Consider the following 15,144-nt stretch of genomic DNA (forward strand, 5'->3'; position numbering starts at 1 on the left):
TTATTCGTACCCAAATTTCTTCAGGTAATTCTTTTTACTGCGCCAATCAGGGATCACCTTTACAAACATCTCCAGGAATATTTTGCGTTGAAAAAACTCTTCCATTTCGCGGCGGGCATAGGTGCCTACAATTTTCAGCATCTCACCTTTGTTGCCTATGATGATGTTCTTTTGCGAATCGCGCTCCACAATGATCTCTGCGCTGATGCGGTAAATCTTCGGGTCTTCTTTAAAAGCAGTTACAATAACCTCGGTGCTGTATGGGATCTCTTTTTTGTACTGTTTAAACACTTGCGCACGTATCATTTCTGAAGCAAAGAAACGGTCGTTACGGTCGGTAAGAGCATCTTTCTCATAATACGGCGGATGCACGGGCAGGTTCTCCAGTACAAAATCGAATATGCCTTTGATGTTATGATCATGCAGGGCAGAAATCGCGAAAACCGCTTTAGGGTTCAACTTCTCCTGCCAGTAAGCAGCCTTTGTACGAACTTCTTCCTCGTTGCTTAGATCTATCTTGTTGATCAGGACAGCTAACGGCGCTTCAGATTTTTCAAGCTTTTTTAAAACGTCCTGTTCATCATATTCTTCATTGATATCGGTAACCAGCAATATCAGGTCGGCATCAACAATAGAACCCTCTACCTGGTGCATCATGCTTTCGTGCAAAGCATAGTGCGGTTTGATGATACCGGGCGTATCCGAAAAAACCACTTGGTAATCATCGGTGTTAACAATACCCAAAATACGGTGACGCGTTGTCTGCGCTTTTGGAGTGATGATGGACATTTTTTCGCCAACCAGGGCATTCATAAGAGTTGACTTGCCTGCGTTAGGCTTACCAATTATGCTTACGAAACCTGCTTTATGCGACATAAAAATTATTTTTAAATATTATTTGGACTGCAAAGAAACGAATTATATCTTTGCAGTCCAATTAAAACGGAGAGCAAATTGCTTTTTTGACAATTGGAACAAACATTTCGGAGTTATGCCCGTTATGTATAATACCAACAAAACAGTGCGGGATGGAGCAGTTGGTAGCTCGTCGGGCTCATAACCCGAAGGTCGTAGGTTCGAGTCCTGCTCCCGCTACCGAGAAAAGAAAAAGCCTCTTAGAGAAATCTAAGAGGCTTTTTTGTTTAACGAAAAGGCTTGTACCAAAGAAATGAAACCGGTAGCTGCATCAACATATAAAATTCTTGCTCATACTGCTGTCAAAGACTTTAATTACAGTGATACAGTTGATTGGGCTGGGGAGATGATGATGTTAGGGCATGAAACCGAGAACCTTTTGATTTTAGCATCGCTAACGAAACCGGTCAATTACTTTGAGACTGTTAAGTATCTAAATGCAGCAATAAGTGAATTGGGTTTGTCATTAGCTCTCGGTAAGGATGGCATCATCAGTTACAGCAGATATTACATTATACAGATTGCGAAGGGTCTCAATGTGAAACAAAACCTGGAGAGAATTTGCAAGTTTGCGATCGATATTGACTATAAGTCTTCAATCTATGATTTCTGTAAATTAAGTTGGGCTTGGCACGATCTTGACTGGACAGACAACAACGGAATGCAATGGTATTGGGAAGGTGCGACAAAAGATAACATCGAGCAGATTTCTATTGATACTGCTAAACAATGGTTAACTGATAATAAATCTCACATCGACAACTGGCCAGTGCAATGATAGCCCACCATTGTTCCGTTATAATAAATCCGGGCAGATAGTAAATCGTTAAATTTATACTAAAGTTGCTATTTTAGCGTAAGCTTGTTTTGGTAAGGCTAAAGTGGTTAACAGCTGATTATGAGAAGGGTTCTGCTCCTGTTTTTTATTCTATTTCCGATTACGTTTTCAGCAATTGCAGCAGATGGTGATCTTTTTGGGCAACTAAAGGCTGAATTTTCAAAAAAAGCAATATACGACCGTCAGAAAGAAGCACATATAACTGCCTTAAAAGCAAACCTTAAGCAACTGCAACCAACCGATCTGCAGAAACAATTTGCTGTTTGCAATAAATTATACGATGAGTACAAGTCTTATCAGTATGATTCCGCTTATGTATATGTAAATAAGTTATTATCGATTAGTGAAACGCTTAAGGACAGGTCAAAAGAAGACCTTAGCAAGATTAAAATGGGGTTTATTTTGCTTTCGTCCGGGATGTTTAAGGAAACTTTTGAAAGCATGCAGGGTGTTAATGTTAAAAACCTGGAAACTCCTGCAAAAGTTGAATATTACTCAATTGTTATGCGCGCCTATTATGACCTGGCCGCCTATAACAACGATAAGCATTACACGCCAATTTACACGGCTGCTGCCAACAGGTATATCGATTCTGCAATTGCTATCAGCAAACCAGGCTCTTATGATAACATTTACCTTACCGGTTATAAAAGTTACAAAAACGGAGCTAATGAGCCGGCAGTAGCTTTGTTCAGCCAATTATTAAGTTCGAATAAACTTACCGAACACCAGAAGGCAATAGTTGAATCTACGCTGAGCAATGTTTATCAAAGCATGTCGCAGCCGGATAAAAGCGTAGGCTTGCTCATCAAAGCTACTATTAATGATATCCGGTCATCTACAAAAGAAACCATCGCTTTATTTTGGCTGGCAGAGATACTGTATAAAAAAGGCGATATCAAGAATGCTTATTTAGCGCTGGAGCACGCACTTGATGATGCTGAGTTTTATGGTGCAAGGCAGCGTAAAGTGCAAATAGCCTCGCTGTTACCTATAGTGGCCTCAGAAAAACTATTGTTTATAGAGCGCGAAGAGAAGTTGTATATCAGAAGCCTAAGCGTGATAACCGCTTTGGCAGTTGTTATTGTTGTGGTATCTGTACTGCTGTATAAACGCAACAAAAAGCTCAAATCAAAAGAGAAGATCATTGAAAAGGTTAACGAAAAATTGATGGAAGGCACCAAAATAAAGGAAGACTACATTGGTTATTTTTTCAACGTTATCTCCGGTTACATCCTACAGTTAGAAAGAATAAAACGCTCTGTTGATACCAAGCTGCCCGCAAAAAAGTACGATGACATCCAGTTGATGGCCAATAACATCAACATCAAAAAAGAGCGGGAAACCTTGTTCAATACTTTTGACCAGGTGTTCTTAAAAATCTTTCCAAATTTTGTAGAAGAGTTCAATAAACTTTTTAAAAAAGAAAATCAGATCTGGCCTAAGGAAAACGAGGTACTTACCACCGATCTGCGCATTTTCGCCTTAATGCGGATAGGCATTACTGATACCGAAACCATTGCCAAGATATTAGAGTATACTGAGAAAACCATTTACGTTTATAAGATGCGCATTAAGGCAAAAGCACTTATTCATGGCGATGAATTTGACCAACGCGTTATGGCCATCAAAGCCGTTGATATAGATGGCAAAAAATCCTGACCTAAGCTTTCAATTTTGATAGCCTACCCCCATTCTTATATAATCACGCCTTCAAAGACCTTTCCTTCCCACAATTTCAAGTTCGGTCAAAACATAGCTTAAAACCACCCGTAAAATCGGGATTTTTTATGGTGTAATTTATACGCTTAGTGTATTGAAACATCACCATAAGCGTTAAATTTTTTGATTTTAAAATATTTTAATTGACTGATTATCAAAGTATAAAATTTAAATAAATCTCAATTTTATTAAATTTTATATAAAAAAATAGGTTGCGGTTTTTCGTCTCAACAAATTTGTATTGCTGAAGAGAACACGCATATAAACCCGCGACTCCGCTTCACAAAAACCAATTATAATTTTTAACGGCTTCAAATTTTCCTTCCGATTTCGCAAAAGTGAACACGGCATTTTTTTGTCGCCATCAAAGTTTTTTAATGGCCTGTGCTAAAGAGACCTCCGTTTTGTCCGGTGCGATATGCCGTATTGGATGATTTTGATCGTGTAATGAGCAGCAGCCAAAGTATTGACATTAAACACCAACAAATTAACTCAAATCCAAATTTTAAATGAGAAACAATTACCTTAAAAAGTTTATGTTCCTTTTTGCTGTGCTGCTTTTATCGCAGGCGATACACGCACAGTCGGGGAGCATTTCCGGTAAAGTAGTCGACGAGAACAATGCACCCTTACCCGGCGCAACTGTATTGATCTCGGGCACCACCATAGCAGGCGCCGCAGATGCAAACGGTAACTACAAGATCGCAGGCGTAAAAGCAGGCTCTTACACTCTTACGGCAAGTTTTATTGGTTACACTTCGCAGCCAAAAACGGTTACGGTAGGAGCCGGAGCTTTAACTGTAAATTTTAACATGCAGCCTTCATCAAAATCACTTAACGAGATTGTGGTTATTGGTTACGGTACTGTTAAAAAGAAAGATCTTACCGGATCGATCACTACCGTAAGTTCAAAGGATTTCCAAACAGGTAATATCACATCGCCCGAGCAATTGATCGCCGGTAAGGTGGCTGGTGTTTCCATAACCTCAAACGGCGGCGCGCCGGGTGCAGGTAGCACTATCCGCATTCGTGGTGGTGCATCATTAAGCGCCAGTAACGACCCGCTTATTGTTGTTGATGGTGTGCAGTTAAGTAACGATGCTATACCAGGATCACCAAGCCCGCTTACTTTGATCAACCCTAACGATATCGAAACCTTCACCGTTTTAAAAGATGCATCAGCAACCGCTATTTACGGTTCACGTGCGTCAAACGGCGTTATCATCATCACTACCAAAAAGGGTGTAGTTGGGAAACCGGTTATCAATCTAAACACACAGGTATCGGTATCAACACTGGCCAGGGAGGCACAGGTATTAACCGGCGACCAGCTACGTGCTTATGTTAAAGCTAACGGTAACGCTGCTTTCCAGGCCTTGTTGGGTAACGCAAATACCGACTGGCAGAAAGAAATTTATCAAACTGCTGTAAGTAATGATAACAACCTAAGTGTAAGCGGCGGATTGAAAAATATGCCGTACCGAGTTTCAGTAGGTTACCTCGATCAAAAAGGTATACTTAGAACCGGGTATCTTAACAGGGCTTCGGCAGCAATTAACCTTTCGCCGCGCTTGCTTGATAATCATTTAAAAATTGATATTAACTTAAAAGGATCGCAAAGCAAGGCACGTTTTGCCAACCAGGATGCTATAGGTGCAGCAGTTAGCTTTGACCCAACAAAGCCTGTATTATCGGGCAATAACAACTACGGTGGTTATTACGAGTACCTTGATGCAGGCTCTGCATCCGGGCTTAGGCAATTAGCCCCGCGCAACCCAGTTGGTTTGCTTGAGCAAAAATTTGACAAAAGCGACGTGCTAAGAAGCATTGGTAACGCACAGGTTGATTACAAATTCCATTTCCTGCCAGACTTGCACGCTAACGTAAACTTTGGTTATGATGCATCTCAAGGCAAAGGAACAATTGTTATCCCGGAGACAGCAGCATCAAGCTACTACCGCTTTAAAGATGCCAACAATGTGCTGCATAGCGGTGTAAACAACCAGTACCGTACCGATATATTGAACACCACCTTTGAAGCTTACTTAAACTACGCCAAAGACCTGAAATCTATCAACAGCCGTATTGATGCAGTTGCCGGTTACGCTTATTACGATTACGCCACTAAAAATTATAATTACCCGGATTTAACTACCGATGGTACCGTTGTAAGCCAACCAAACTTTCCTTTTGACAAGCCGCAGCACAGGTTGTTATCATACTATGCGCGTTTAAACTACACGTTTGATGACAAGTATTTATTAACCGGTACAATCCGCCGGGATGGTTCATCAAGGTTTAGCCCAACTAACCGTTATGCAGTATTCCCATCTGGCGCTTTTGCCTGGAAGATCAAAGAAGAATCTTTCTTAAAAGACAGCAAAGTATTGTCTGACCTTAAATTACGGGTTGGTTACGGTGTAACCGGTCAGCAGGATGCGATTGACAACTATGCATACACTTCATACTATGCATTAAGCTCACAAACAGCATCTTACCAGCTGGGTAATAACTTTTACCAACTGTACCGTCCTTCGGCCTATGACCCTAACCGCAAATGGGAGCAAAGTGCTACTACAAACGTGGGTTTTGATTACGGGTTCCTTAACAATCGAATCACCGGTTCAATTGATGCCTACTATAAAACTACTAAAGACTTGATAGCACCTGTTAACGTTTCTGCAGGGGCCGGGTTCTCAAATATCATCGTTACCAACGTAGGTAGTATGACCAATAAAGGTATCGAGGCTGCTATCAACGCGCAGATAGTACGCAGCAGTACAGTAACCTGGGATGTTGCCCTTAACGCTACTTACAACGTTAACAAGGTAACCAAGTTAACTTTTGTGAACGACCCTAACTCAACAGGTTTGGCAACCGGTGGAATATCAGGCGGTACTGGTAACAACGTGGAACGCTTTTATGTAGGCCAGCCTCGCGGCGTATTCTACGTATATCAGCAAGTTTATGGCAGCGATGGTAAACCATTGGACAACGTTTATGTGGACCGTAATAACGATGGTGTTATCAACGATAAAGACCTTTACCTGTACAAACAGCCCGATCCAAAGTATATCCTTGGTTTCTCAAGTAATGTTAGGTACAAAAAGTTTAACCTGGCAGTGGTTATGCGTGCCAACCTGGGTAACTATGCTTACAACAACGTGTTCTCGAACACCGGCACCAGAAACAACATCCTTAACCCGCTTCAATTCCTTAACAACGGTTCTACAAATGTATTGGAGAGCGGCATAATTGGCGCAAATGACAAGAATGTACTGTCTGATTACTACGTGCAAAATGCATCGTTCCTGAAAATGGATAACGCAAGCCTTGGTTACAACTTTGGCAACATATTCAGCAGCAAAGCCCAGCTAAGCATCAGCGGGAACGTGCAGAACGTTTTTGTGATCACCAAATACAAAGGTGTTGATCCGGAAGTGAACGGCGGTATCGATAACAACATCTATCCTCGCCCGCGCACTTATGTATTAGGCTTAAACCTTAAATTTTAACTCATTAGTGTATCAATACATACATACAGCTAATTAATAAAGCGACATGAAAAAGAACTTAATGATAAAGGCAGCTACAGTAGTATTGCTTGCAGGCAGCTTAACCGCCTGTAACAAAAAGCTGGACCTACTGCCTACTAACGATATAACAGCTGCTACTGTGTACGCCACCCCAACCGGCTACAAACAAGCATTTGCAAAAGTTTACGGTGCTTATGCATTAACCGGCAACCAGGGCCCGGCAGGTAATGGCGACGTACAAGGAATTGATGAGGGAACTTCAGACTTCTTACGCCTGTACTGGAAAGCGCAGGAATTAAGCACAGACGAAGCAGTGATTGCCTGGGGCGATGTGGGTATACAGGATTTCCATAACATGAACTGGTCATCTGCAAACCCGTTCTTAAAAGGCTTGTACTACCGCAGCTTATACCAGGTTACCCTGGCAAACGATTTTATCAGGCAATCAGCAGACGCTCAATTGAGCAGCCGCGGCATTTCTGGTGCTGATGCAGATGCTATCCGCCAGTACCGTGCCGAAGCTCGTTTCTTACGCGCTTACCAATATTGGGTATTGCTTGACCTTTTCGGTAGCGTACCATTGGTAACCGAAACAGATGTGATCGGTATAACTGTGCCAAAACAGGCAGACCGCAAAACTTTGTTCAACTATGTTGAATCTGAACTAAAGGCAATTGAGTCAACCCTTGCCGCACCAAAGGCAAATGAATATGGCCGTGCAGACCAGGCAGCCGAGTGGGCTTTATTAGCGAGATTGTATCTGAACGCCGAAGTTTACACCGGCACCAAAAGATATGACGATGCTATCCTTTATTCAAATAAAGTGATCAACGCAGGCTATTCCTTAGTAAGCAACTACCAGTGGTTAATGCTTGCCGATAACCAGCAAAACACCAACGAGAACATACTGACCATCAATTATGATGGCTTGCGTACACAAAGCTATGGTGGTACTACATTTTTAACCCACGCGCCGGTTGGCGGATCAGAGTCGGCCAGTTATTTTGGCATCAATGGCGGTTGGGGCGGTACACGTACCACTAAAAACCTGCCTAATCTTTTCCCTGATTATACCGGCACAGCAGATAAACGTTCTCAGTTTTACACAAACGGCCAAAACCTCGAGATCAAAGACCAAACAGCCTTTACCGATGGCTTCGCAGTTACCAAATACCGTAACGTGAACCGCGCAGGTGCACCGGGCCAAAGCCTGGATTATGCAGATGTTGATTTCCCACTATTCCGTTTGCCGGAAATGTACCTGATCTACGCAGAGGCCGTTTTACGCGGTGGCGCTGGCGGCAACCTGGCTACAGCAGTTGATTACATTAACAGGATACGCACCCGTGCTTATGGTAATGCAAACGGTAATGTTAACACCATCAATCTTGATTTCATTCTTGATGAGCGTGCACGCGAATTATATTGGGAAGGTTTCCGCCGTACGGATCTTGTACGTTATGGCAGGTTTACTACCGGCAGTTATTTATGGCCGTTTAAAGGCGGCGTTGCCGGTGGCCGGTCTGTAGAAGATTACCGCAATATCTACCCAATCCCCAAAGACGATATTACAGCTAACCCTACAATTAAACAAAACCCGGGTTACTAAAGCAAACAGGCAGGCCTATTAAAGCAGGCCTGCCCTATCAAAAGCATAAACGTGTTTAAATAAGCATTAACATGAAAAAAAACATTACTAAATTTTTAGCTTTTAGCTGCATGGCCATCATGTTACTGGCATCATGCAAAAAAGATGAAGTACGAACCGTAGCACAAACTGCCAAGGGCGGCTCGCTAACGGTATCAACCACAACACCGGCATTAACAAAATCTAATCTTAGCGCTAATGCCATAACCTTAACCGGTTCGGCACAATCATACGGATACAGCGCGGCACCAACCTATACTTTTCAGATAGCTGTTAAAGGAACCGATTTTGCTAAGCCAACTGAGGTTACGTTACCAGTAGGCGTGTTTGCCAAAAGCTATAATGTACAGGACTTTAACAACCTGCTATTATCCATGAATTTGCCAACCGGTACGCCGGCTCAATTAGAGATGAGGCTGAAAAGTTCGCTTAGTTCATCGGCTACTGAAGGTACTGCATATTCAAACGTGGTTACGGTAACCGCTACGCCGTTCGCTTTAGTATCATACATATACGTACCGGGCGCATACCAGGGCTGGAACCCGCCAACGGCGGATAGCTTACAGTCGCCTACAGGTAATGGTGTTTACACAGGTATTATCAATTTTACTGCAGGCAACCTCGATTTTAAGATCACGCCTCAAAAGAAATGGGATGTTGCTTATGGCAGCAGCGGTGCCGGCAAGATCAGCACAAGTGGTGGCAATATATCAGCCCCGGCAGCGGGTAAATACTACTTTACGGTTGACCTGAACAATGGTACGATTACCATGGCACCAGCAGATTACATGTCGGTTATTGGTAACGCACCTGTTGGCAGCAACTGGAGCGCCGATATCGATCTGAAGTATAATAATGGCACACTCGCCTGGGAAGGCGCAGTACCAATGGTGGCCGGCGAATTTAAATTCAGGATGGGCCACGATTGGGCAAATAGCTACGGTGTACCTAAAACCGGCGGCGATGGCACATTCCTAAACAATACTGAGAATAACAATATCCCTATCACTACAGCAGGTACATACAACGTAAGCATTACAACAATTTACAGTGATTATACTACTGATATAAGCAAACTTGGTAAAATAGACAGATCAGCAACTGCGAAATATTCTGTAGTAAAACAATAATTTTATAAGTACCGGCTGGGCGTTTCCAACCGGTACTTTTCTTATAAACACCTTGCTTAGCTACAACCGCCCGGCAAGAGTTACCAATTAAAAATGATGAGACGGACGCTTAATATTACCCTTGCCTTTTTGCTGCTATGCACCTGTGTAATGGCCCAAATGCCGGCATTAGAAAGAGTGGAACCTGCTTTTTGGTGGGTTGGGTTTAAGAACCCCAAACTGCAACTGATAGTTCATGGTGATAAGATAAGCTCAAGCAACGTAAGCTTAAATTATCCTGGCGTAAAACTAACGGCAGTGCATAAGGTAGAGAACGGTAATTACTTATTTCTCGATATTACGATCAGTCCGGCTACCCGGCCCGGTAAATTTCCCATCACTTTTAAGCAGGCTGGTAAAAAAGACCTGGTTTATACCTACGAGCTAAAGCAGCGTAATTACACAGCACAGTGGGCACAAGGGGTAACCAACAAGGATCTTATCTATCTTTTAATGCCTGATCGTTTTGCGAACGGAGACCCATCTAATGATGTGGTTAAAGGCATGCTTGAAACCGGACTGCACCGCGACTCCATGTACTCGCGCCATGGTGGCGATATTCAGGGGGTAATAGATCACTTAGGATATTTAAAAGACCTTGGGGTAACCGCTATCTGGATGACGCCGGAAATTGAGAATAACGAGCCGCATGCCTCGTACCACGGCTATGCGGTTACCGACTACTATAAAATTGATCCGCGCTATGGCACAAACGAGTTATTTAAAACATATGTTGCCAAAAGCCATACAATGGGTTTAAAGGTTATAAAAGACCTTGTACATAACCATATCGGTACCGAAAGCTGGCTGATACAAGATATGCCCATGAAAAGCTGGGTGCACCAATGGCCTAAGTACACCAACTCTAATTTCAGGGATGCCGCGGTGATGGATCCGCATGGCGATGCTGCAGATAAAAAGCAGATGCTCGACGGCTGGTTTGATAAACGTATGGCCGACCTGAACCAGAATAACCCGTACGTACAAAACTACCTTACGCAAAACCACATCTGGTGGGTTGAGTATGCAGGTATAGATGGATTTAGGTTAGATACTTACCCTTATAACGATGCCGTTTACATGGCCGATTGGGCAAAGAAGGTAAAGGCCGAGTTTCCGCGCTTATCCATCTTTGGTGAAACGCTGGTTTGGTCTGTAGCTAACCAGGCTTATTTCACACAGGGGAACACCGTAAACCGGGGGTTTGATACCCAATTACCAGGCATAACTGATGCCCAGATAAAAGATGCCATTACCGAAGCATTAAATGGCAAGGAAGGCTGGACTGATGGGGTAAACCGCATCTACAACATTGTAGCGCAGGATTTTATGTATCAGGACCCAACCCGTAACACCATCTTCCTGGATAATCATGACATGAGCCGTTTTTACTCTGTAGTGAATGAAGACTTTACCAAATTCAAATCAGGTATGGCAATGCTGCTTACCATGCGTGGTGTGCCTCAAATGTATTATGGCGACGAGATACTCATGAAAGGTTATTCAAACCCTGATGGCTTGGTTCGTGAAGATTTTGAGGGAGGATGGAAAGGTGACAAAAAAGATAAGTTCACCGCTGGCGGTCGTGATAAAAAGGAAAATGAAGCTTTCAACTATGTCCGCACATTGGCAAACTATCGCAAAAACACCCCGGCATTACAAACAGGTAATCTGATGCAGTATATCCCGCGCAACGGCATTTACACCTACTTTAGGTATGATGCAAACAAGACCGTGATGATAGCTTACAATGGTGGCGAAAAAGAATCGACTTTAAACACCGATTATTTTGTTGAGCGCATGGCCGGCTTCAACAGCGGTACAGATGTCATCACCGGGCAAAGGATAAGCAACATCAAAGAACTGGTTATCCCGGCCAAAACAACACTGATAATAGAATTAAGCAAATGATAGCCGAAGAGCAAAAAAATCAAACACAGCCATCAGCTAAAAAGCCGGCAGCTGTGCAAAAGCCAAAGCTTACCTTTTGGCAGATCTTTAACATGAGTTTCGGCTTTTTGGGTATACAGTTCGGCTTTGCATTGCAGAATGGTAATGCGTCGCGCATATTACAAAGCTTTGGTGCCGATGTAGAACATCTATCGCTGTTTTGGCTGGCAGCCCCTATAACAGGTATGATTGTTCAGCCAATCATCGGGCATTACAGCGACCATACCTGGAACCGCCTTGGCCGTCGTAAGCCATACTTTTTAACAGGGGGTATCTTATCCGCGCTTGCACTATTCTTTCTGCCAAACTCGGCAGTGCTGATGTTCTTGCCGCCGGTTATGGTTGGTGCCGGCATTTTAATGATCATGGATGCATCTTTCAATGTAGCCATGGAGCCATTTCGTGCGCTCATCGGCGATAACCTGCCCGATAGCCAGCGAAGCCTTGGCTTTTCGGTACAAACCTTCCTTATCGGCATTGGTGCGGTTACAGGATCAGTGTTGCCGTGGGTAATAAGCTATTTTATCGGCACTCAAACGGCAACGCCCGGGCATGTACAGCCAAACGTTACTTACTCCTTTTACGTGGGTGCCCTGGTGATGATAATTTGCCTGTTGTGGACCGTTCTGAGGACCAGGGAATATTCACCATCAGAATACGCGAACTTTCATCCGGAAGAAGCCGGAGAAGAACCAAAACGCGGATTAAGCCAGATCTTTAAAGATTTTAAAAACATGCCAACAGCCATGCGACAGTTGGGTTTGGTTCAGTTCTTTTCATGGTTTGCTTTATTCTCCATGTGGGTGTTTGCATCTCCTGCTATCGCCACACATATCTTTCATGTTGATCTGAAAGATACAACCTCTGTAAAAGCTGCGGAGGCTGGTGACTGGGTAACGTTAATGTTTGGCGTTTATAACGGCGTATCGGCGCTTTACGCACTTTGCCTTTCGGCAATTGCCCGTGCTACAAGTCGAAAACTGGCGCATGCGTTTTCGTTAATTGCCGGCGGTATTGGGCTGATCTCCATCTTCTTTATACAAAACCCTCATATGCTGATATTGAGCATGGTTGGCGTAGGTTTAGCCTGGGCGAGTATTTTGGCGATGCCGTACGCAATTCTTTCAGGCTCTATCCCGGCGAAAAAGATGGGCGTATACATGGGCATTTTTAACTTTTTCATCACCTTCCCGCAAATTGTAAACGGCTTTTTTGGTGGCTGGATAGTGAAAAATTTATTCGGCGGACAAGCCATTTATGCTTTAGTGCTTGCCGGCATTTTTATGCTGTGCGCAGCCGTATCAGTGATATACGTACAAGACGGAAAAGACATTAAATACGCAAAAAGCTGAGGCTTGTTTTCAACAGCATTCCTTTAAATCATCAACCAATTTTATGAAACGGATAATTTACTTAACAGGCCTTATTTGCGTAATGCTGGCAACAGCAAGCTGCAGGAAAAACGATATCCAACATTCTTCACCCGGCTCGCCTACAGGCGGTGAAGTATCGGTGCCTAACGGCAAGCCATTGCCAACCGGCGCTGGCGACGGGGTAACATTCCTTAACTCGGGCACGTCCGCGATCTTTAATATCTACGCCCCCGGCAAAACATCAATGGCCGTTATCGGCGAGTTTAATAATTGGTCGCCCACTGCCATGACCGTAACGCCCGATGGCAACAACTGGTGGGTACAAATAGATAACCTTGACGCTAATAAAGAATACGCCTACCAGTACCTTGCAGATGGCACTTTAAAGGTTGCAGACCCTTACTGTGAAAAGGTCCTTGATCCGGATAACGATAAATACATCCCGGCATCAGTATATCCAAACTTAAAGGCATACCCTGCGGGCCAAACCGGTATTGTGAGCGTAATGCAGGCAAACCAGCCAACCTATGCCTGGAAGAACACCAATTTTACACGCCCGGATAAAAACAAGCTGGTGATATACGAATTACATGTGCGCGATTTTGTTGGCACCCACTTTTACAAAACCATTGCCGATACGCTTAGCTACCTGAGCAATTTGGGTGTAAATGCCATTGAGCTGATGCCCGTGAACGAGTTTGAAGGTAACTCATCATGGGGATATAATCCATCGTTCTACTTCGCAGTAGATAAATACTATGGAACTAAAAACGATTTAAAGGCACTGATAGACGCCTGCCACGCAAAAGGCATGGCAGTGATATTAGATATGGTGCTTAATCATTCTTTCGGGCAATCGCCAATGGTGCAGTTGTACTTTGATAAGAATACGCAAAAGCCACTAAGCACTAACCCCTGGTTTAATGTAGACCCACGGCACCCATACAACGTCGGCTATGATTTTAACCACCAAAGCGCGGCAACAAAGTATTTCGCTAAAAACGTGATGAAGTTTTACATGCAGCAATACCATATAGACGGCTATCGCTTCGACCTGGCAAAAGGCTTCACTCAAACCTTAAGTACAGATGATGCTTCCTTTGCTGCTTATGATGCAAGCCGTGTAGCCATCTGGAACGACTATAAAAATTTCATTAACAGCATAGACAACAATAACTTTTACACCATCCTGGAATTCTTCGGTGGCGACCGCGAGGAAAAAGAACTATCAGACAACGGTATGATGTTGTGGAACAACCTGAATTATAATTTTAATGAGGCAACCATGGGCTACGTCCCAACGTCAAATTTCTCGCGCCTTTACTTCAGCAACCATAGTGGCTTTACACAGCCGGAAAATATTGTAAGCTATATGGAAAGCCACGACGAGGAGCGCCTGATGTTTAAAAACATCACCTACGGCAATAGCAGCGGCGCTAATGGCTATAATGTAAAAACACTTTCCACGGCTTTAGCTCGCCAGGAAACTGCAGCAGCATTTTTATTTACCGCCCCGGGCCCTAAAATGCTATGGCAGTTTGGCGAATTGGGTTATGATGTATCTATCGATGTAAATGGCCGTACCGGTGAAAAGCCGTTGCACTGGGAGTATAATAACGATGCTTTACGCCATAAGCTTTATGCAACGTTTGCCAAGCTCATTAAAATGAAGATCAACAACCCGGTGTTTACAACATCTACCATCACCTATAATTCATCGGGTTCCATCAAAACAGCTAACCTTACCGGTGCCGACGGTACAATGGTGGTTGTAGCTGGCAACTTTGATGTAAATAGCCAGGCAGTATCTATTGCCTTCCCGAGCGCGGGTACTTGGTATGACTACATGTCGGGCACAACTGTTAATGTAACCGCACCGTTTACGGCCACTTACGCTCCTGGTGAATACCACATCTACAGCAGTAAAGCCTTAAAATAATAGATCTGATCTCTGAGTGAGAAACGTATCACTCCTCACTCAGAGACTTTTGAT

9 protein-coding genes and 1 tRNA gene are annotated in these 15,144 nt (G+C 43.5%); 9 read left to right on the top strand and 1 reads right to left on the bottom strand.

Annotated elements, in window-relative coordinates:
• Positions 1–876, bottom strand: coding sequence for a GTPase Era (gene era / locus FPZ42_RS17650; protein ID WP_146273182.1), 876 nt, complete (start codon positions 874–876; stop codon positions 1–3).
• 146 nt (positions 877–1,022) lie between these two features.
• Between era and FPZ42_RS17655 the strand changes: the two genes are divergently transcribed.
• From FPZ42_RS17655 to FPZ42_RS17695, 9 genes are all read left to right on the top strand, one after another.
• Positions 1,023–1,095, top strand: a tRNA-Met gene (locus FPZ42_RS17655).
• Between the two features lie 73 nt (positions 1,096–1,168).
• Positions 1,169–1,693 (top strand): hypothetical protein, encoded by a 525-nt coding sequence (locus FPZ42_RS17660; RefSeq protein WP_146273183.1) that lies wholly within the window; start codon positions 1,169–1,171, stop codon positions 1,691–1,693.
• Between the two features lie 120 nt (positions 1,694–1,813).
• Positions 1,814–3,415: a DUF6377 domain-containing protein gene (locus tag FPZ42_RS17665; protein WP_146273184.1), complete on the top strand. Its 1,602-nt coding sequence runs from the start codon at positions 1,814–1,816 to the stop codon at positions 3,413–3,415.
• 569 nt (positions 3,416–3,984) lie between these two features.
• The gene (locus FPZ42_RS17670) at positions 3,985–6,990 is read left to right on the top strand and encodes a SusC/RagA family TonB-linked outer membrane protein (RefSeq protein WP_146273185.1); all 3,006 of its coding nucleotides are present in this window, start codon (positions 3,985–3,987) and stop codon (positions 6,988–6,990) included.
• A 46-nt stretch (positions 6,991–7,036) separates the two neighbouring features.
• Complete coding sequence (locus tag FPZ42_RS17675; RefSeq protein WP_146273186.1) at positions 7,037–8,620, top strand: RagB/SusD family nutrient uptake outer membrane protein; 1,584 nt, start codon at positions 7,037–7,039, stop codon at positions 8,618–8,620.
• A 71-nt stretch (positions 8,621–8,691) separates the two neighbouring features.
• Positions 8,692–9,789: a SusE domain-containing protein gene (locus FPZ42_RS17680; protein WP_146273187.1), complete on the top strand. Its 1,098-nt coding sequence runs from the start codon at positions 8,692–8,694 to the stop codon at positions 9,787–9,789.
• Between the two features lie 96 nt (positions 9,790–9,885).
• Entirely contained in the window at positions 9,886–11,739 is a 1,854-nt protein-coding gene (locus tag FPZ42_RS17685; RefSeq protein ID WP_146273188.1) for a glycoside hydrolase family 13 protein, read from the top strand.
• On the top strand, positions 11,736–13,130 hold the full coding sequence (locus FPZ42_RS17690) for an MFS transporter (RefSeq protein WP_146273189.1): 1,395 nt from the start codon (positions 11,736–11,738) through the stop codon (positions 13,128–13,130). Before FPZ42_RS17685 ends, FPZ42_RS17690 begins: the two co-directional genes overlap by 4 nt.
• A 43-nt stretch (positions 13,131–13,173) precedes the next feature.
• Positions 13,174–15,090, top strand: a complete 1,917-nt coding sequence (locus FPZ42_RS17695) for an alpha-amylase family glycosyl hydrolase (protein WP_186458814.1) — start codon at positions 13,174–13,176, stop codon at positions 15,088–15,090.
• Positions 15,091–15,144: the final 54 nt, after the last annotated feature.

The organism is Mucilaginibacter achroorhodeus, assembly GCF_007846095.1.
GTDB classification, from domain to species: Bacteria; Bacteroidota; Bacteroidia; order Sphingobacteriales; family Sphingobacteriaceae; genus Mucilaginibacter; species Mucilaginibacter achroorhodeus.

Bases quoted from the DNA above. Each gene is read 5' to 3' on its own strand.
- FPZ42_RS17690 (WP_146273189.1), top strand. From the start codon at position 11,736: ATGATAGCCGAAGAGCAAAAAAATCAAACACAGCCATCAGCTAAAAAG.
- FPZ42_RS17695 (WP_186458814.1), top strand. From the start codon at position 13,174: ATGAAACGGATAATTTACTTAACAGGCCTTATTTGCGTAATGCTGGCA.
- FPZ42_RS17660 (WP_146273183.1), top strand. From the start codon at position 1,169: ATGAAACCGGTAGCTGCATCAACATATAAAATTCTTGCTCATACTGCT.
- era (WP_146273182.1), bottom strand. From the start codon at position 876: ATGTCGCATAAAGCAGGTTTCGTAAGCATAATTGGTAAGCCTAACGCA.
- FPZ42_RS17675 (WP_146273186.1), top strand. From the start codon at position 7,037: ATGAAAAAGAACTTAATGATAAAGGCAGCTACAGTAGTATTGCTTGCA.
- FPZ42_RS17680 (WP_146273187.1), top strand. From the start codon at position 8,692: ATGAAAAAAAACATTACTAAATTTTTAGCTTTTAGCTGCATGGCCATC.
- FPZ42_RS17665 (WP_146273184.1), top strand. From the start codon at position 1,814: ATGAGAAGGGTTCTGCTCCTGTTTTTTATTCTATTTCCGATTACGTTT.
- FPZ42_RS17670 (WP_146273185.1), top strand. From the start codon at position 3,985: ATGAGAAACAATTACCTTAAAAAGTTTATGTTCCTTTTTGCTGTGCTG.
- FPZ42_RS17685 (WP_146273188.1), top strand. From the start codon at position 9,886: ATGAGACGGACGCTTAATATTACCCTTGCCTTTTTGCTGCTATGCACC.